The organism is Paenibacillus phytorum (assembly GCF_013141715.1).
Taxonomy (GTDB): Bacteria; Bacillota; Bacilli; order Paenibacillales; family NBRC-103111; genus Paenibacillus_E; species Paenibacillus_E phytorum.
In genome coordinates, this window is the sequence record NZ_WHOA01000125.1 from 65,894 (window position 1) to 83,764 (window position 17,871).

Annotated in this window: 17 protein-coding genes; 3 read left to right on the top strand and 14 right to left on the bottom strand. The window is 43.4% G+C overall.

From position 1 onward, the window contains the following. Positions 1-157: 157 nt before the first annotated feature. From GC098_RS18530 to GC098_RS18570, 9 genes are all read right to left on the bottom strand, one after another. Complete coding sequence (locus GC098_RS18530; protein WP_171644721.1) at positions 158-331, bottom strand: hypothetical protein; 174 nt, start codon at positions 329-331, stop codon at positions 158-160. A 74-nt stretch (positions 332-405) separates the two neighbouring features. Next, the gene (gene dtd, locus GC098_RS18535) at positions 406-846 is read right to left on the bottom strand and encodes a D-aminoacyl-tRNA deacylase (RefSeq protein WP_171644723.1); all 441 of its coding nucleotides are present in this window, start codon (positions 844-846) and stop codon (positions 406-408) included. Positions 847-881: 35 nt separating this feature from the next. Continuing rightward, a complete protein-coding gene (locus GC098_RS18540) occupies positions 882-3,068 on the bottom strand; it encodes a RelA/SpoT family protein (RefSeq protein ID WP_171644873.1) in 2,187 nt (728 codons plus the stop codon). 191 nt (positions 3,069-3,259) lie between these two features. Further along, complete coding sequence (locus GC098_RS18545) at positions 3,260-3,772, bottom strand: adenine phosphoribosyltransferase (protein ID WP_171644724.1); 513 nt, start codon at positions 3,770-3,772, stop codon at positions 3,260-3,262. Continuing rightward, complete coding sequence (gene recJ, locus GC098_RS18550; RefSeq protein ID WP_171644726.1) at positions 3,769-6,216, bottom strand: single-stranded-DNA-specific exonuclease RecJ; 2,448 nt, start codon at positions 6,214-6,216, stop codon at positions 3,769-3,771. The genes GC098_RS18545 and recJ overlap by 4 nt, the downstream gene beginning before the upstream one ends. Before the next feature lie 108 nt (positions 6,217-6,324). Next, on the bottom strand, positions 6,325-7,278 hold the full coding sequence (locus GC098_RS18555) for a cation diffusion facilitator family transporter (RefSeq protein ID WP_171644728.1): 954 nt from the start codon (positions 7,276-7,278) through the stop codon (positions 6,325-6,327). Between the two features lie 65 nt (positions 7,279-7,343). Then, positions 7,344-8,270, bottom strand: coding sequence for a protein translocase subunit SecF (secF, locus tag GC098_RS18560; RefSeq protein WP_171644730.1), 927 nt, complete (start codon positions 8,268-8,270; stop codon positions 7,344-7,346). Continuing rightward, entirely contained in the window at positions 8,260-9,495 is a 1,236-nt protein-coding gene (gene secD / locus GC098_RS18565) for a protein translocase subunit SecD (RefSeq protein ID WP_216625326.1), read from the bottom strand. The genes secF and secD overlap by 11 nt, the downstream gene beginning before the upstream one ends. Before the next feature lie 96 nt (positions 9,496-9,591). Continuing rightward, positions 9,592-9,942: a post-transcriptional regulator gene (locus GC098_RS18570; protein WP_171644732.1), complete on the bottom strand. Its 351-nt coding sequence runs from the start codon at positions 9,940-9,942 to the stop codon at positions 9,592-9,594. A 165-nt stretch (positions 9,943-10,107) separates the two neighbouring features. Here GC098_RS18570 and spoVB point away from each other — a divergent pair, with 165 nt between their 5' ends. Beyond that, complete coding sequence (gene spoVB, locus GC098_RS18575) at positions 10,108-11,673, top strand: stage V sporulation protein B (RefSeq protein WP_171644734.1); 1,566 nt, start codon at positions 10,108-10,110, stop codon at positions 11,671-11,673. Positions 11,674-11,681: 8 nt separating this feature from the next. Here the strand turns inward: spoVB and GC098_RS18580 are convergent, their stop codons facing one another. Beyond that, positions 11,682-12,362 (bottom strand): DUF421 domain-containing protein, encoded by a 681-nt coding sequence (locus GC098_RS18580; protein ID WP_171644736.1) that lies wholly within the window; start codon positions 12,360-12,362, stop codon positions 11,682-11,684. 106 nt (positions 12,363-12,468) lie between these two features. After that, a complete protein-coding gene (locus tag GC098_RS18585) occupies positions 12,469-13,809 on the bottom strand; it encodes an ArsB/NhaD family transporter (protein WP_171644738.1) in 1,341 nt (446 codons plus the stop codon). A gap of 109 nt (positions 13,810-13,918) precedes the next feature. On the opposite strand from GC098_RS18585, the gene GC098_RS18590 reads away from it, so the two are divergent. Both GC098_RS18590 and GC098_RS18595 read left to right on the top strand, forming a co-directional pair. Continuing rightward, entirely contained in the window at positions 13,919-14,299 is a 381-nt protein-coding gene (locus GC098_RS18590; RefSeq protein WP_246358713.1) for a TIGR04086 family membrane protein, read from the top strand. Between the two features lie 95 nt (positions 14,300-14,394). Continuing rightward, entirely contained in the window at positions 14,395-15,231 is an 837-nt protein-coding gene (locus GC098_RS18595; protein ID WP_171644742.1) for a phosphatase PAP2 family protein, read from the top strand. 44 nt (positions 15,232-15,275) lie between these two features. Here GC098_RS18595 and yajC read toward each other — a convergent pair whose 3' ends face one another. From yajC to queA, 3 genes are read right to left on the bottom strand one after another with little or no spacing between them, the layout of a single operon-like run. After that, positions 15,276-15,584: a preprotein translocase subunit YajC gene (gene yajC / locus GC098_RS18600; RefSeq protein ID WP_171644744.1), complete on the bottom strand. Its 309-nt coding sequence runs from the start codon at positions 15,582-15,584 to the stop codon at positions 15,276-15,278. A 15-nt stretch (positions 15,585-15,599) separates the two neighbouring features. After that, positions 15,600-16,739, bottom strand: coding sequence for a tRNA guanosine(34) transglycosylase Tgt (gene tgt / locus GC098_RS18605; RefSeq protein WP_171644746.1), 1,140 nt, complete (start codon positions 16,737-16,739; stop codon positions 15,600-15,602). A 43-nt stretch (positions 16,740-16,782) separates the two neighbouring features. After that, the gene (gene queA / locus GC098_RS18610) at positions 16,783-17,868 is read right to left on the bottom strand and encodes a tRNA preQ1(34) S-adenosylmethionine ribosyltransferase-isomerase QueA (protein WP_171644748.1); all 1,086 of its coding nucleotides are present in this window, start codon (positions 17,866-17,868) and stop codon (positions 16,783-16,785) included. Between the last annotated feature and the right edge of the window lie 3 nt (positions 17,869-17,871).

Below are 17,871 nucleotides of genomic sequence, written 5' to 3' on the forward strand. Positions count from 1 at the left end.
AGATAAATATGTAATAAGCTTCTTGGAGCAGTTGATTTATTTCTAGCCAAAAAACATCACATGTTAGTTTACCACATTTCGAACGTGTAGAGAAATATTGCGGCATTAACAAATAAAGCCGCGCATGGCTGAACGAACAGCACGCGTGGCTTTATGGTTACCGATAGGATTTTTTGGGAATGCTTTTCATCTTTTCTTGTTCGGATGTGAATTCAGCACTAATTTCTAGATCAGCAAGCGCAGGTGCTTGACTCATCCGCTCAGCAAGTGTGGTATGGAGCAGTTGCTGCTCCGGTGCTGTCATGGCTCTGTGTTTGATCGATTGACGCATCTGGGTGCTCCTAACCGCTAGTATATACACATTAAGTATAACCAGTCAGCTAGCTTATTATCCTTCGGAGCAACCTATTTGCTGTCGATAACCAACGTAACAGGTCCCCAATTCGTCAAAGATACATCCATCATTTCCCCAAAAGCACCCGTTTCCACGTGTATGTCTAGAGACCTTAGCAGCTCATTAAACTTATCATATAGCGGTTCAGCAAGCTCTGGTCTTGCCGCTGACATGAAATTAGGCCGTTTCCCTTTACGGCAATCGCCATACAAGGTAAACTGCGAAACGGATAAGATTTGTCCTCCCGTCTCCAGGACGGAAAGATTCATTTTGCCGGTTTCATCTTCAAAAATACGCAGTCCAGCCACTTTATCCGCCAAATACTTCGCATCCTGCTCGGAATCGTCATGGGTAATCCCGACAAGGAGCATCAACCCCTGTTCAATACGACCAATGGTTACATCATTGACTGTTACTTCGGCACGTTTACAACGCTGAACAACTACTCTCATTACCTGCCCTAATCTCCTTAACTTTATAACATCGGTTAGCTTTGCATAATACGCTGAACGGAATAAACATCTTTAACACGTTTAATTTTCTCAACAACGGACTGCAGATGGTCAATATTTTTGATTAAAATGGTCATATGAATCGTAGCCATCTTATTCTTATCTGATCGCCCGGATACTGCGGAAATCATCGTTTTGCTTTCTGAAACAGCTTGGAGTACTTCGTTTAAGAATCCACGGCGGTCATGACCTGTGATTTCAATCTCTACGTTGAAATTGGATTCGACAGCTTCGGCCCAATCGACCTCAATGACCCGTTCCTCTTCCCCCATACTCGTAGGAATGTTTGTACAATCAGAACGATGCACAGACACGCCGCGTCCTCTTGTGATGTACCCAATAATCAAATCGCCAGGTACAGGATTACAGCAGCGAGCGAAACGGACAAGCAGATTGTCGACGCCTTTGACCCGAACACCGTTGGTTGGACGGCTTTTGCGTTCGGATGAAGCCTGCGCCTTGACCTCCTTGACCTCACTAGTAAGCTTCAGCACCTGCGCTTCTTCGGCTTCCTTACGCAGTTTCTCCGTTAGCTTCGTACATATTTGTGCAGCTGTAATACCGCCAAAACCTACGGCTGACAGCATATCTTCAATATCGCTAAAATTAAACTTCTTCGCGGCTTCAAGCATTTTATCGTCACTCATCAAAGTCGGTGGATCGATCGCTAATCGTTTGAGCTCACGCTCAATCATGTCTTTCCCTTTTTCGACGTTCTCTTCGCGTTTCTCTTTCTTAAACCACTGCTTGATCTTACTTCGAGCATGAGAGGATTGCGCGATTTTAATCCAATCCTGACTAGGTCCATAAGAGTGCTTAGAAGTTAGAATTTCAATAATATCCCCTGTTTTCAACTTGTGGTCCAAGGGAACGATCCGGGAATTTACTTTGGCACCAATTGTGCGATTGCCGACTTCAGTATGAATCCGATAAGCAAAATCCAGCGGCACAGAGCCGGCAGGAAGCTCGATCACTTCCCCTTTTGGCGTAAAGACGAAAACAAGGTCTGAGAAGAAATCCATCTTCATGGATTCCATAAACTCGGAGGCGTCATTGGTCTCGTGCTGCAGCTCCAGAATTTCACGGAACCAGCTCATTTTGTCCTCGAAAGTGCCCGAAGGTACAACAGATCCGCCTTCTTTGTAGGCCCAATGCGCAGCGATACCGAACTCTGAAGTCCTATGCATCTCCCATGTGCGAATCTGTACTTCTAGCGGCTCTCCCTTAGGACCAATCACCGTCGTGTGCAAAGACTGATACATGTTCGGCTTCGGCATCGCAATATAATCCTTGAAACGTCCAGGCATTGGTTTCCATAAGGTATGAATAATACCTAAAGAAGCGTAGCAGTCCTTGATGCCATCAACAATAACACGAAGTGCCATGAGATCATAAATCTCATTGAATTGCTTGCCGCGGGAGCTCATTTTTTTATAAATACTGTAAAGATGTTTAGGTCTTCCGGAAATATCTCCCTGAATGCCCATTTCATCCAGCTTTTCTTTAATGCTGTGAATAACGTCCTCAATATATTGCTCACGCTCAGTACGCTTCTTCTGCATGAGATTTACGATCCGGTAATACTGCTGCGGATTCAAATAACGGAGAGCAATATCCTCCATTTCCCACTTAATCGTGGAAATACCGAGTCGATGCGCAATCGGACAGAAGATCTCCAGCGTTTCCTCCGCAATACGGCGCTGGCTCTCTTCGGATTGGTACTTCAATGTGCGCATATTGTGCAAACGGTCCGCCAATTTAATAAGGATAACGCGAATATCCTGCGCCATAGCAACGAACATTTTGCGGTAGTTCTCGTTCTGCTGCTCCTCTTTGGACTTGAACTTGATCCGTTCCAACTTCGTCAAGCCATCCACTAGCATCGCGCAAGTTTTCCCGAATTTATCTAGAACAGTTTCCAGTGAAACTGTTGTATCTTCAACGACATCATGCAGAAGTGCAGCAATAATGGATGTAACATCCATCTGCATGTTCACCAATATATCTGCAACAGCGAGTGGATGCAGAATATAGGGCTCACCCGATTTGCGTACTTGGCCATGATGGGCTTCATCCGCGAATTCATAGGCCTCCCGAATCCTCTGCAAATCATTCTCTTTCAGATAGGTGGCGGCCTTCTCCAGCAGCTGCTCTATACCCATGCATCTACCCATTCCCTTTAATCGATTTTTATTCATTATGCCTGCAAGGCAGGCTCCACGTCAACTGTTCGCGCCATGCATTCGACAAAAAGCAGCATTTTCTCCCAATTCACTGAAAGTATTCGTGAATTGTTAGCTTTCATTGTATAAAAAAGAATCGAACACTAATATTCGATTCTGGGCTTTTAATTTTAATATTGAACTAAAGAAACCACGTCAATCCCATTAAACTTACTTCTACCGTCTAAGTAGGATAACTCGATCAAGAACGCAGCCCCTACAACTTCTCCACCAAGCTGGTTAATCAAGTCGATCGATGTTTGAATCGTTCCACCTGTTGCAAGTAAATCATCCGCGATCAGTACCTTTTGACCTGGTTTAATAGCATCCTTATGCATGGCTAATTTATCCTTGCCATATTCAAGCGCATAGTCAGCCTCAATCGTCTCGCCAGGCAATTTGCCACTTTTACGAATCGGAATAAAGCCTACTCCAAGTGAATAAGCGAGCGGAGCGCCAATGACGAAGCCACGTGCTTCAGGACCCGCAATAACATCGATTTGTTTCTCTTTAATTAATGCTTTCATTTGGTTGATAGCTTCTCTATAAACAGGTCCGTTTTGCAATAACGTTGTGATGTCCTTGAAACGAATGCCTGGTTGTGGAAAGTCCGGGATAACGCGAATGTGTTCTTTGAAATTCATATAATTTCCTCCAAAATGTGATTTTCTTTTATTATTTGATCGGCAATCCATTCCTCCAGCTCTTTGGCTGAGGAGTACATGACAATGGATTCAACTTCCTGGCGATGCAATCTATGTTGATACAAGCGGGATGCTGTTAGATCTCTCTTTGCCGGTGATGCATGCAGTTTAACGAAGCCGCCTTGTTTCTCAACAAATCCAAGCTCCTCAAAAACGGATAAAATAAATTGAATCATGGCAGGAGAAAGACCCGATCGTTTACTAAACGAGGTCATTAATCGTACATCCTGAACATTCAGCGATCCTTCTTTTTGCAAAGTGCCATACAACATTTTAAACATTTCTCGGGATGGCAGGGTACTGCCGCTGTCAGGCCCTAGCTCTGCAAATACTGGATAACAGCGCATCATTCCACTGGCCTGATGAAGCACACTTTGCAAACTAGCAACGCTGCGTGGGATCGTGTACAAAATAATATCCTGCATGTTAGCAAATTCCAATTGCTTGGCTGATTCGTTACCCGGCCGTAATTGTTCACTATCTTGAACAACCCAATAAGGCACTGATCCACCTAACTGAAACGCCGTTGAAGTGAACAAGGCTGCGTCTGCTTCGTCAAACAGAACGATAGCTGGAATTAGTGTGCGGTTGCCATTCCCCGCAGCAATCGTGCTCTGAAGTACGCTAAGCTTTGTGCTCAATTGTCCTGCTCCACGCCAATCAAACAGCTGCATATGCGTTATACGAAGATCCTGCATCATGATTTGCGGCTTCCTTACACCGTTCCACTCGTTAATTGAAAGCTCTCCCAGCACGTCTACCTTAGCAGCAGGTGCGATCAGACCAGCCAAGCTTCCTTTGCCGAAGCCGACAGCTTCCACTGAGCAGCTTACTTCTTCCTTAATCTGGGAGAGCGCTAGCTTGAGATGCTGTTTCTCCTTGCCCATCGTCCGGATATCGCCGAGCGATAAATCGTTGAACATGAACCTCGGTGCAGGATTGCCCATACCGAAGGGCGCAAGCTTTTCTAACTGCTCAATACTTGCAATCGGAACATCTGACAAGCTGCAAGCCGCATCGGCTTTCAGAAGTGGAATGAAATCCTGTTCCGTTAACGCAGCAGCAGCTAGTTCGTTCATCTTATGAGTGAATGCCTCCAAATGACTGCTATTCAAACTCATACCCGCAGCCGCTTGATGGCCACCGTAGTGGTCGAGCATCTCATCACAAGCCGTCAGAGCTTTGTGCAAATCAAAGCCAGTAATCGAGCGAGCAGAACCTTTGGCCATACCCGTCTGTGGATCTATGCTTAGCACTAAGGTCGGACGGTAAAATTTCTCTACAATCTTGGATGCAACAATACCGACAACACCGACGTTCCATTGTTCCTTAGCGACAACTATCACTTTATCTAAACCTTTGGCTTGCTGCTGTTCGGCTAGAACAAAAGCTTCTTTCACCATGTCTTCTACGATAAGTTGACGTTCTTTATTCAGCATATCCAGTTCAAAGGCAATTTGCTCCGCTTCTTTCTCATCCGATGTTGTGAGCAGCTTCACGGCTATATCTGCAGCTTCTAATCGGCCGCTTGCGTTAATTCTCGGTGCTAGCGAGAAACCAATATGAGATGCCGTCACTTCCTTATTTTCAATACCGGATACACCAATGAGTGAACGAAATCCTGCATAAGTAGAATCCTGCATTCGCAGCAGCCCCTGCTTTACAATTAAACGATTCTCCCCCGTGAGAGGCATTAAATCAGCAACCGTACCTAGCGCTGCAAACTCCAGCAGTTCTTCAGGCAATCGATCAAGTATGGCATGGGCCAGCTTGAATGCAACGCCAACACCTGCAAGATGTTTAAAAGGGTATGGGCAACCTGGCTTCTTCGGATTAATGACGGCTAAAGCTTGAGGCAGTATCTCAGGAGGCTCATGATGATCCGTTACGATAACATCTAGGCCTAATTCCTGACAATAGGCTATTTCTTGAACGGCGCTAATGCCTGTGTCAACGGTGATTAATAGCGTGACGCCTTGTTCTTTGGCTAATTCGATCGCAGAGCGATTCAGCCCATAGCCTTCTCGAATGCGATGAGGGATATACGTATCGAAACGAGCGCCTAGGCCTTTTAACAAATGGGCCATCAATGAGGTGCTGCTTACACCATCTGCATCGTAATCACCATATACACGTATTAATTCATCATTCTGAAGAGCTTTTCGGATGCGTTCTACAGCTAGGAGCATCCCGTCAAGCAGATACGGGTCAAAATAATAGTGGACTCCGCCATGCAAGAATTGTTCAGCATCTGGCACGGTGCGTATATCTCGAAGAACAAGCATCCTGGCAACGAGCGGGTCTATCTGCAGCTCGCGCACAAATGATTCAACGAGCATTTCATCCGCATTTCCTATGCTCCATCTTGCCTTCGGTGCTAGCACTCGGTGTGTCCTCCTTAGAGTTTTCCGTATGGAAAACTTTCTTCGCAAGCATAGTCTTAGAGTTTTGCTGTGCAAAACTTTCTTCGTAAGCATAGTTTTTTCGCTTATTTAGTGAATAACGGATGGAAATTCATTTAACTCGGTATCCGTATTATTTTTGTAAGGATATCCAGCATCATAGGGGTTTACTTGAACAAAAACATCGGAAACATGATGGAATCGTTTCATCAACTGCTGTTTGATCTTTTTGGAGATTTCATGCCCTTCCCATACAGATACCCTTGGATTCACGCTTATTTTGATATCGACAACGACATAATGGCCATGTTCCCTTGCTTGCAAGTCATCGACGGTTATTACACCTTTTATCATCTGTACGGCAGCAATCAATTCAGCGGCATCTTCCTGCAGCAGAACATAATCCATTTTCGTATGTAAAGCTTCCTTAAGTAACGAATACCCCATCTTCAATACCATTAGAGATATAAATAATCCCGCAAGTGAATCCAAATAATAAAGAAAAGATATGTTTAGGTATTTGCCCATTAAAGCTCCTAGTACACCAACAAGAGCTACAATAGAAGAGTATATATCGGAACGGTGTCCCCAGCTATTAGCAATTAATTCCTGAGATCCTAAACGCTTGCCTATCCTGTATGTATATTGAAACATAATCTCTTTTACCAAGAGCGAAATGCCAATTGCAACAAGAGCGTACACCTTAGGAGCATGCTCGACGTCAACCCATATGGATTTGATGGTAGAGATACCCAGTTCAACACCTAGGACTAAAATAACAATCGACATTAAAATGGATGTGATAGATATCTTCTTATCATGACGATTGGGGTAAGCTTCTTGAGGCGCCGCTTCTTCGGTTCTTTGTTTAATTAATGCTGAAGATGAACTTACTGCCTCAGATGCTGAATGTACCGCGTCAGCGAGAAGTGCTTTACTCTGCGACATAAACCCAACAATAACATTGAGACAGGCAAGAGCTATATTGCCAGCAATACCTACCCAGACAGTGAGTTCTGTCTTTTGAAAACGCTCGTCATTCACGTGGACACTCCCCCTGAACGGATACAAAGGCCGCGCAACATTCACGCGGCCGGTTATTATGGTTATTACGCTGCAGCTTTCTTTTTAGAACTACGCAAAGATTTTCTTTTCAATAAATACCAGAGTGAACATGCAATGAAAATAGACGAATAAGCTCCACTTGTTAAACCGATTAATTTCGCAAGTGCGAAAAGTTTAATGGACTCACTACCGAAAATATACAAACATCCTGCGGCTATCAATACTACTAATACGGTATTGATATTACGCGCCATCGTTTGCCAGATACTATCGTTGACCAATGCAACGAGATCTTCGTCCGTTTTGAGTTTTGCAAATCGCAGATTTTCACGAATACGGTCAAAAATAACGATTTTATCATTGATGGAATAACCGATTGTGGTCAAAACTGCCGCTAGAAATGGTAAGTTGACTTCAAAGCGGAAAATCGCAAACATAGCGATAACCATAAAAGCATCATGAAGTATGGCAATAATCGCTGCTACGGCAAAGCGCCATTCGAAACGAATACTTACATACAAACAAATCAAAACGCTGGAAATGGCAACGGCATATACCGCTTTAAGCAACAATTCCTTCGCTAATTGTGGATCAACTGTGTTGATTTCTTTGGAAACCTCAGTGCCATAAGCGGTTGCGAACGCTTTTTGGATCTTATTTACCGTATCATCATTCAGAACATCATCGAATCGAATGGAGACACGATCACTGTTATTACCGCCGATTGTTGGATCCGCAAAGTTCGATTTCACATCGCCATTCGTTGTAAGAGTATGCAATATCTCTTCAACCTTGGCCTTGTCTAGTTGTTTGCCCACGACAAGATCAATATTCGTTCCTGCTTTGAAATCGACACCGAAATTCATGCCCGAGAACAGCATAACAGACAGACCAATAACAAGAAGAGCAATCGAAATAATGAAAAACTTATTGCGATTTCTCACAAAATCATACTTTTTCTTAAAGCCCACGGATATCTGCCTCCTTCACACCGAAATAACTTGGCTTTTTCAGCAAGTTGCCCCGTATGATAAGATGCAGCAGCCATCTGGAGAACAATACGTTCGTTAAGATACTGATAATAATACTCATCATCGTAATAACCGCGAATCCGCGAATTGCGCCGTTTCCGACGTAGTACAGAACAATACCAGCAATTAAATTCGTTACATTAGCATCCATAATCGTACGGAAAGAATGTTTCGAGCCTGATTTCAAAGATGAAAGAATGCTCTTACCGGCACGTATTTCTTCACGGATTCTTTCATAAGTAATAATGTTCGCATCGACCGCCATACCTGCTCCTAAGACGAGGGCCGCAATACCTGGCAGCGTAAGTGTTGCATTCATAAAGTCGAATATGGCCAACAATACCCATACATAAGTAATCAGTGTAAAGGCAGCCACAAGACCCGGTGCGCGGTAGTATAGTACCATGAAGATAAAGATTAAGATCGAAGCAATCAAACCAGCTCTAGCCGTTTGGTGCAGCGATGCACTACCTAAAGTGGCATCCACACGCTGAATATATTTCTCTGTTAATTTCAATGGCATCGCACCCAAGTTAATCATCTTGGCTACATTCGTTGCTTCAGTTACACTCGTTTGTGTAATAATCGCCGAATCACTGTCAATGGGAAAATTAACAGATGCTGTCGACTTCACTTCATCATCCAAATAAATGGAAAGTGTGCTTCCAGTAAGTTTAGTTGTCACTTCTTTAAATTTCTCTCTGCTTTTCATCTTGATTTCGACAATCGGTTGCTTCGTATTCGGATCGTAGCTTAATTTAGCCGCGTTTTCTACGAAATCCGTTCCGTTCATATAAACCGTTCCATCCGGACCTCTAAAGGTAAGAACCGAGGGCTTAGACATTAAGCCTCTAACTTCTTCTTCATTTTTCACGCCCGCAAGACGTACACGAATGCGATCCGTTCCTTCCGGATAAACCTCAGGTTCGGCTACACCAAGTTTGTCAGCTCGTTTCGCAAGACTCTCTGCTGCTTGCGTAAGCGTTTCCTTCGTCAATGGTGCACCTGCTGCCAAAGGTTCCGCGGTGTATAAAATTTCAAACCCGCCTTTTAAATCCAATCCAAGCTTAATTCGTTCTACAAGACTAGGGCTTGTTACTCCGATCGCTCCGAGAACAATAACAACCGTTAGAAAAAAGAACGATATTCTTTTCCAATCCACCATCTCTTGCTTGTCTCCCTTCCATACTCAATATTCCTATTATACTCAGGTCTGAAAATCGAGTCAATTTAAGTCGTTTCACGAAAAATAAGCCCATCCTTAGAATTGGGCTCCTCTATACATGCTTATCGTCATCCAGTTCATGAACGCCGTTGATTTGAGCGACAAAATGTCATTTACGATTTGATGAAGCGAAGGGACACCCGTTTTGCGGTATTTGTCGCTAACGCAATCCCATATATCTTTACCACTCACGTGTTCGTAGCCAAGCATAATAAATTCTTCAACCTTGCTTAAACATAAGCTTTCGATAACCTCATTAAGTTCCAGATCGGTAAGAGAAACCCCTTCTCCCTCAGAGTCAATGGATGCTGCCTCGCTAGCCTCTACCTGTTCATTCTTCTTGTCCTCAGGATGATGAGGTACTTGATCGTTATCTTCTCCGTTCATTGGGAGAACCTCCTAAGGTGTGATTTACCTTTACTCATTAGAATAATTCGATGTTCATCCACCATTTTCCTGCCAAACTGTGACCTGTCCACAAAATGTTAGCATGAGCTTGGCCAACCCTCGCATAGTCATAGGATATGACACGTATCGGAAGAGGGAATGGCAGTGACTAAGCAGTCGTTTATTAGAGGCACGATGATCCTGTTAGCCGCAGGCATTTTGAACCGTATTCTTGGCTTTATACCTAGGATTACTTTACCGCGTGTCATCGGTGCTGAAGGTATCGGTATTTATCATATGGGTTGGCCATTCTTGTCCGTCATCTTAACCATTATAACAGGCGGGATACCTGTCGCGATTGCCAAGTTGATAGCAGAAGCAGAGGCTGAACACAACGAAACGAGAATCCGCAGCATTCTAAAAATTTCATTGGCTATTACGATCTGTCTCAGTATCGTATTTACAATCGCTTGTGTTGTAGGTGCTTCGTGGATTACCTCTCATTTATTAACTGACTCACGAGTTTACTACACATTCCTATGTATGAGTCCAATGATTCCGATCATCGGTATCTCCGCTGTCTATCGCGGCTATTTTCAGGGAAGACAGAATATGATTCCTACCGCTACTTCTCAAATTATGGAGACACTCATCCGTATTGTCATGGTTCTCGTTTGTTCGTATGTAATGATCCCTTATGGGATCGAATATGCAGCAGCTGGTGCCATGATGGGAGTCCTAGCGGGGGAAATTGGCGGCCTAGTTGTCTTAGCCATCCATTTCAAGTTCGACAAGAAAACATCTCCTAAAGCTCCTATCGCGCAAATTGGCACGAATAAAACGAATGGCCGACTTTCTAATTTTCGTAGAATCATGCGAATTTCTATCCCTATAACAGGAAGTAAATTGATTGGGGCAAGCTCCTACCTGTTCGAATCCATTCTCATTGCACAAAGTCTAGCGTTAGCGGGTATTTCAACTTCATTGGCAACAGCCCAATACGGCGCCTTACAAGGGATGATTATCCCCATCATACTTCTGCCTAGCGCACTTACGATGTCATTGTCGGTCTCGCTCGTCCCCTCCTTAAGCGAAGCAGCCGCCCGCAAAGATATCAAAACCATTCACATGCGGCTGCATCAATCCTTGAAGTTGGCTTTAGTAACCGGCGCTCCATTCGCTGTCCTTATGTTCGTTCTTGCTGAACCGATCTGTACATACATGTACAATCAACCTGATGTAGGGGTCATGCTGAAAATGATGGCTCCTATCGCCATATTTATTTATTTTCAAGCTCCGTTACAGTCCGCCTTGCAGGCTTTGAACAAGCCAGGAGCCGCTTTAATCAACACGTTGATTGGCTCATCTGTTAAGCTTATTCTCATATATTGGCTAGCCAGCAAACCTGAAATGGGTATTCACGGAGCTGTTTTCGCCATCAATGTGAACATCGTCTTGGTAACGCTTCTGCATTGGAATAGTGTTGTACGCCTGTTGAAATTCCGTATGGAAGGCAGTGACTTCGGTAAAATCGGGGCGGCTATGGCACTTTCAGGGCTTTGCAGCTACTTCGTCATGTATACATCTTGGACTTCAACCGATTGGCTTCGTTTTGCAACCTCTTTTCTAATAGGATTTATTGTATATTTATTATTCATCACTGTATTTCGTCTGATTAGCTTAAAGGATATAACCCGGCTTATGAACATGGGCAAAAAAATCATACGCTGATGAGAAGCTTATCTTTTAAGATCCAAAAACATTCGCCCTCTATGATCAATGGAGCAATAAAACACTTCTTTAAAATCACGGGCTCCTTTAACTTGGAGTTGATTTTTCAACCAAAATCTGGTTTTTCCTATTTTCTCCAAATTCTCGTCCTGCACTTTACCATCCATAATGAGAGGCAGCGGAAGTCCTTCAAAGCGAATCGTACCCCCTATTCCATCATTGACTTTAGCTGTCTCTTTCACTTCTTTCTCCACTACACTTAATTTCCCCGAAGGTTCTAACACTGCGAACTCCACGTCTGCCACATTCATAATCTTATTTTGTCTTAGCTGCAGCATCAAATCATCTAAATTATATCGATGCTTCTTCATTTCCTCTCTGTCAATCATTCCCTTGTTGATTAAGAGGCTCGGCTTCCCGTCAAAAAAGATCCGTAAAGCTCTGCTCTTTAACGCTAGGACGGCGAGCAAGATTTGGATGAGCACCAATGTTGCCATAGGGACAATCCCATCCATGAGCGGTTTATTGACATCTTCAATCACGAAGACTGCAATTTCAGCAATCATGATCGAGATCACTAAATCAAACAGCGACAGTTTACCAATTTCACGTTTCCCCATGAGCTTTAACATGAGAAAAACGACAAAGTAGATCAGCACGGTACGTAAAAAAATGGTCAGAATATCCATTGTTAGCCTCCCCTGATCTAAGCTCTTGCTTCTCGGAGTTCAATGGTATTCTGACCGCTCATGCACTTCATCATGCAGAATTTACGTATTCAATTGTTGGCAATTCCTACAGAAATAACTTGAAATAAATTGTAGCTGCTATGAATAAAAGCAGGGAAATCGGAGCGGCCACGATCATATATCCACGCTGAGTTAGCCCTCCCCCCTCCTGATCAGAAAGAGCGGCCGCATACATGCTATTCATGGAACTTAGAAGAGTTACCCCGCTGCCAATGGCAGTTCCAACGATTAACGACCACCATAATGAAGAAACGGATGAGATACCGGCTGCACTTGGCAGCATACTCCCCATATGCTCTACGACTGGAATCATGGCAGCAGTGTAAGGAATGTAGTCCATCATGGCAGAGCCAAAGCCAGTAAGCCATAAAAGAAGAATGGATAAGAAAGGGATGTTTCCTTGACTGATTTCTAAACCTCTCACTGCAATAAATCCGGTAATCCCGGCATACGTTAAGCCACCGATCATGATGAATAATCCAAAGAAAAATAGTAATTGTGTTTCTCTCAAGCCTTGCCATATGGAAAGATAGTCTCTTCGTTTAAAAAGTTGGATTAGTTCTTTGTAGTTTAATGCCAATAAGGTCACTGCCCCACATGCAGCAATATACGAGGCATTCCACCCTAGAACGCCTTGAAGCAACAATGCCAACGATGTAAGTCCGGTGATTAAACAGCTCCCTGCAAGAAATCCTCGATCTGAAGCTAAATAGGATGCGGGTTGTAAAGTAAGTAGCTCTCTTTTATACGATTCTGCTACAATCATTTTCTTCCCGTAAATTAACCATATCACGAGATATACGATGGCTAGCAAGATGATTACAAGAGGCCCAAGCTTTATTAGTATCTCCCCAGTTGATATGTTCTCTGCTGCTCCAATCATTCGGTTAGGCAAATTCCCCATGAGCGTTGCAGCTCCGCCAATATTCACGGATAAGAGAATGCTAATCAGAAAAGGAACTGCAGATAATTTCATCATTTTCGTCGTCTTCAGCAAGATGGGTACTAGTACAACTATAGCTAGCAAACCGCCCAAAAGCGCTGATATTATCGCTGAAAGGACAGACAAACTAAGTAGAACCGAAATAGGCTTTAATCGAAACTTTCGTAGGATATGACTTGCCGTATAATCGATAATTCCTGCTTTCTGGAAAATGCCAGAAATAACAAATAAGCTTGTGATAAGTAAAAGAACATGCCAGTTCGCGTAACTTGTAACTGCCTTGCCAAGAGGAACAATCCCCAACATTATCATCAGAAGGGCTCCACCTAATGCTGTATACATCCGATCCCATTTCTCAATCAAGATACACACATAAGCCGCGGCAAAAATGATCAAGGCAACGATAGCTTGCCATAAAGCTGGACCTTGAGAAAATTCCGTCATAATTATCCCCTTCCCTTTGAACAGTCTGTACTAATTCTATGTGCTTGGCCATACAATGATGTTAATGAAACGAACGAATATACGAAAGGATTGGTGGCCTGTGAACCCTATGAAAACGGTCAGTCAGGTTCGAATAACGTCTCCTTTATTTTCCGGACTTGTTTATTCATTATGTATGATGACAATTGGAACAATAGTGACGTCATTATTTCTGCTTTTAACCAGCACACAAGAAAGCTCTCTGCATATGTTAACTACGATTATTCATGCAGTTTCTCTATTTATTGGAGGCTGGGTTTCAGGCAAAAGAGCTGGAAACCGCGGCTGGTATCACGGGGGTATTGTTGGCTTTGTCTATTTTATCCTTATTTTTTTGGTCGGATTTCTTGCTTTCGATGCAGGTTTGAATCTTCAATCCCTTCAATTACTTAGCATTCTTTTCGTGTCAGGAGCATTGGGCGGAATACTCGGCGTTAACACACAAAAATAAGACGTTTCCGTGAAGATATCACTTTCCCCCTTAGATTGTGGTATAATATCATAGTTATTGCCGCAAATAATTTCCAATATTAGGGGGAAAACACCATGAGCCCTTTTCATTCTATGACACATGCAACGGTCTATATAGTAATTACTGTTTTAATTTTTCTGATCGCTGCGACCCGTAAAAGTCCATTTAATATTGCTGGAAGTTTTGTTCAAGAAATATTTACTTCTCGTAAGTATCTCCTTCACTTTGTGGCACTGATTACGATCCTATTTTTTAATAAAGTCGAGATGTGGGTTGAAAAAGGGATCGATATCAAAACCGATTTCACCAAGTCGATCTATGGCATTGAAGGCAACTTTGTTTCAGCCATTCAGCACTTTTTCCATAATGATACATTGACTTTAGTTAGCAGTTATTTTTATGTGGTCGTTTTTCCTGCTGTAATGATAACATCGATTGCACTTTATACGTACCAGAAAAATTATAGACTCTTTTACGCCATTTGCTACGCACTCATGTTTAACTATATGATCGCCATTCCATTCTATCTGTTTTTCCCAGTTAACGAAGTTTGGTCGTTTCATCCTAATGTTAAGCTTTTGATACTAGATGTGTTCCCAACCTTTGAGCAAGATTATCGGCCACTTTCTGGACTTGATAATTGTTTTCCAAGCTTACATACATCGATCTCGGTTTCGATGGCTGTAATTGCAGTGAAAAGCCGCAGTACGTTTTGGAAAATATTCGTGCCCTGCTCTTCGGCCTTCATCATCTTCACGATCTTTTATCTAGGTATCCACTGGTTATCAGACATGTGTGCAGGTGTTGTGCTTGGTGTAGTAGCAGCCAGAGTGGGATTACGCATTTCCGATGGCCGTCTCGTTCTTGGCGAGCAAGCTCTGCTGAAACGGTTAAAGAATAATGAACTATAATAATAAAAAGCGAGAACCTGATTGAAGGATCTCGCTTTTTTATTTTATTCTTTTGCTGTAGTTTTAGAAACAGCATTGATAGCAGAACGATCAAATGTCATTTTCGTCGCATCGTTGACACGAAGTACACAAATGTCATCTGTGATTTCCATAATCGTTCCGTGAAGCCCACCAATCGTAACGACCTTATCCCCTTTTTTCAATCCTCCAAGCATTTGATTACGGGTTTTCTGTCTTTTCTGTTGTGGACGAATAAGTAAGAAGTAAAGAACGACAAACATGAGCACTAAAGGTCCGTATGTATACAAATACCCAACTGCACCTGTATTCGCAGTGTCTGCTGATAGTAACATAGGTATCCTCCTTTCTTAAAATCCTCTTTCATTATCATTCAGCCCATAAGCGGCAAAGAACTCATCACGGAAATCAAGTAAACGATCTTCCTGGATGGCTCCTCTTACATCACGCATGAGCTGTAGTAGAAAGTGAAGGTTATGAATCGTAGTCAATCTGATTCCGAAGGTCTCATCCGCTTTTATTAAATGGCGAATATAAGCCCGGCTGTAGTTCTTACAGGTGTAACAAGTACATTTAGGATCCAGCGGACCAAAGTCGGTCGCATGCTTAGCATTACGAATAACAAGACGGCCTTCGCTAGTCATACATGTCCCATTCCTAGCTATCCTTGTTGGTAGTACGCAATCGAACATATCGATACCGCGGATAGAGCCTTCAATTAAAGCATCTGGCGAACCTACACCCATCAAATAGCGAGGTTTATTCGCAGGCATAAGAGGTGTTGTGTAATCCAGCACTTCATACATTAAATGCTTAGGCTCTCCAACACTCAGTCCACCAATAGCATACCCCGGGAAATCCATGGAAGTCAACTGCTCAGCACTCAACCTCCGAAGATCTTCATGCATGCCGCCTTGAATGATGGCGAACAATCCTTGATCATTCGGTCTGCTATGACTTTGCAGACAACGCTCGGCCCACCGCGTCGTACGCTCAAGTGATTTCTTCACATATTCGTACTCTGCCGGAAAAGGAGGACATTCGTCAAAAGCCATCATAATATCAGAACCAAGTGCATTCTGAATCTCCATGGCTTTCTCTGGGGAAAGAAACAGCTTGTCCCCGTTCAAGTGGGACTTAAACTGTACGCCTTCTTCCGTAATCTTACGCATGTTACTAAGACTGAATACTTGAAACCCGCCGCTGTCTGTCAAAATAGGCCGGTCCCAATTCATGAATTTATGCAAACCGCCAGCTGCTTTCACAATATCATGACCCGGTCTGATGAAGAGATGATAAGTATTACTTAAAATAATATGAGCATCCATTGTCTTCAATTCCTCAGGGCTCATCGTTTTTACCGTTGCTTGTGTGCCAACTGGCATGAAGGCTGGCGTTTCAATGACTCCGTGAGGGGTGTGAACGCGTCCAAGACGTGCTCCGGATTGTTTACATGTTTTGATTGGTTCGTACGTAACTGCTGCTGCCAATACATCCACTTCCTATTCTAAGCGTCTTTCTGACTACTGAATCTTAGTAAATTAACATAGCATCTCCAAAACTAAAAAAGCGATATTGCTCTCGAACAGCTTCTTCATAAGCTTGCAACACATTCGTTCGCCCAGCCATTGCGCTAATGAGCATAAGCAGGGTTGACTTAGGTAAGTGGAAATTGGTTAACAAAGCATCCACCACACCGAACGTATACCCCGGATAAATAAAAATTGAAGTCCAGCCCTGTGAAGGTTGAATTACTAATTGTTCGTTAGTCTCATTACCTGCGTACTTACGACTTAAGCCAGCTGCCGTTTCTAACGTGCGCGCAGATGTAGTCCCTACGGCAATCACACGCTTACCATTCATTTTGGTTTCGTTAATTAGTGCTGCCGTTTCAGCTGACAGCATGTAATATTCCTCGTGCATTTGGTGTTCTTCAATGGTGTCCACAGATACAGGACGGAAAGTCCCGAGCCCAACATGCAAGGTGACAAATGCAAGACGAACACCCTTAGCTTGAAGTTTATCCAAGTAGGCTTCGGTAAAGTGCAGCCCTGCCGTTGGTGCGGCAGCTGAGCCTTCATGCTTTGCGTATACCGTTTGATAGCGTTCCCGCTCGGACAGCTGCTCCTTAATATAAGGAGGAAGCGGCATTTCGCCCAATCGATCTAGAATCTCATTGAAAATGCCTGCATAACTAAATTGGAGCACTCGACCACCCATATCTCCAACTTCCACAACTTCCGCCGTTAACAAGGGTTGTTCGCCATTAGTTGAGTTGACGTTCACGCCGAAAACCGCCACAGCCCCTAATTGCATGCGTTTTCCAGGCTTTACCAAGGCTTCCCAGCGATCCTCGCCAAGGGGCTTCAGGAGCAAAATCTCCACTTTGGCGCCGGTGTCTTTCTTCGCACCAAAAAGCCGTGCTGGAATGACTCGTGTGTCATTCATCACGAGCAAATCCCCGGCTTCTACATAATCAATAAGTTGTTCAAAAGTCCGATGACTTATCTCACCTGATTGTTTGTTCAGTGTAAGAAGTCTAGACGCCGTACGATCAAGCAGCGGCGTCTGGGCAATCAATGATTCAGGTAGTTCAAAATCGAAAACTTGTACATCCATGTT

What these genes read in the sequence shown, in the direction of transcription:
- GC098_RS18590 (WP_246358713.1), top strand. Translation starts at nt 13,919, where the DNA reads ATGAAAACGGTCAGTCAGGTTCGAATAACGTCTCCTTTATTTTCCGGA.
- GC098_RS18540 (WP_171644873.1), bottom strand. Translation starts at nt 3,068, where the DNA reads ATGGGTATAGAGCAGCTGCTGGAGAAGGCCGCCACCTATCTGAAAGAG.
- yajC (WP_171644744.1), bottom strand. Translation starts at nt 15,584, where the DNA reads ATGTTACTATCAGCAGACACTGCGAATACAGGTGCAGTTGGGTATTTG.
- GC098_RS18585 (WP_171644738.1), bottom strand. Translation starts at nt 13,809, where the DNA reads ATGACGGAATTTTCTCAAGGTCCAGCTTTATGGCAAGCTATCGTTGCC.
- GC098_RS18545 (WP_171644724.1), bottom strand. Translation starts at nt 3,772, where the DNA reads ATGAATTTCAAAGAACACATTCGCGTTATCCCGGACTTTCCACAACCA.
- GC098_RS18580 (WP_171644736.1), bottom strand. Translation starts at nt 12,362, where the DNA reads ATGGATATTCTGACCATTTTTTTACGTACCGTGCTGATCTACTTTGTC.
- secD (WP_216625326.1), bottom strand. Translation starts at nt 9,495, where the DNA reads ATGGTGGATTGGAAAAGAATATCGTTCTTTTTTCTAACGGTTGTTATT.
- GC098_RS18595 (WP_171644742.1), top strand. Translation starts at nt 14,395, where the DNA reads ATGAGCCCTTTTCATTCTATGACACATGCAACGGTCTATATAGTAATT.
- GC098_RS18530 (WP_171644721.1), bottom strand. Translation starts at nt 331, where the DNA reads ATGCGTCAATCGATCAAACACAGAGCCATGACAGCACCGGAGCAGCAA.
- GC098_RS18570 (WP_171644732.1), bottom strand. Translation starts at nt 9,942, where the DNA reads ATGAACGGAGAAGATAACGATCAAGTACCTCATCATCCTGAGGACAAG.
- dtd (WP_171644723.1), bottom strand. Translation starts at nt 846, where the DNA reads ATGAGAGTAGTTGTTCAGCGTTGTAAACGTGCCGAAGTAACAGTCAAT.
- queA (WP_171644748.1), bottom strand. Translation starts at nt 17,868, where the DNA reads ATGGATGTACAAGTTTTCGATTTTGAACTACCTGAATCATTGATTGCC.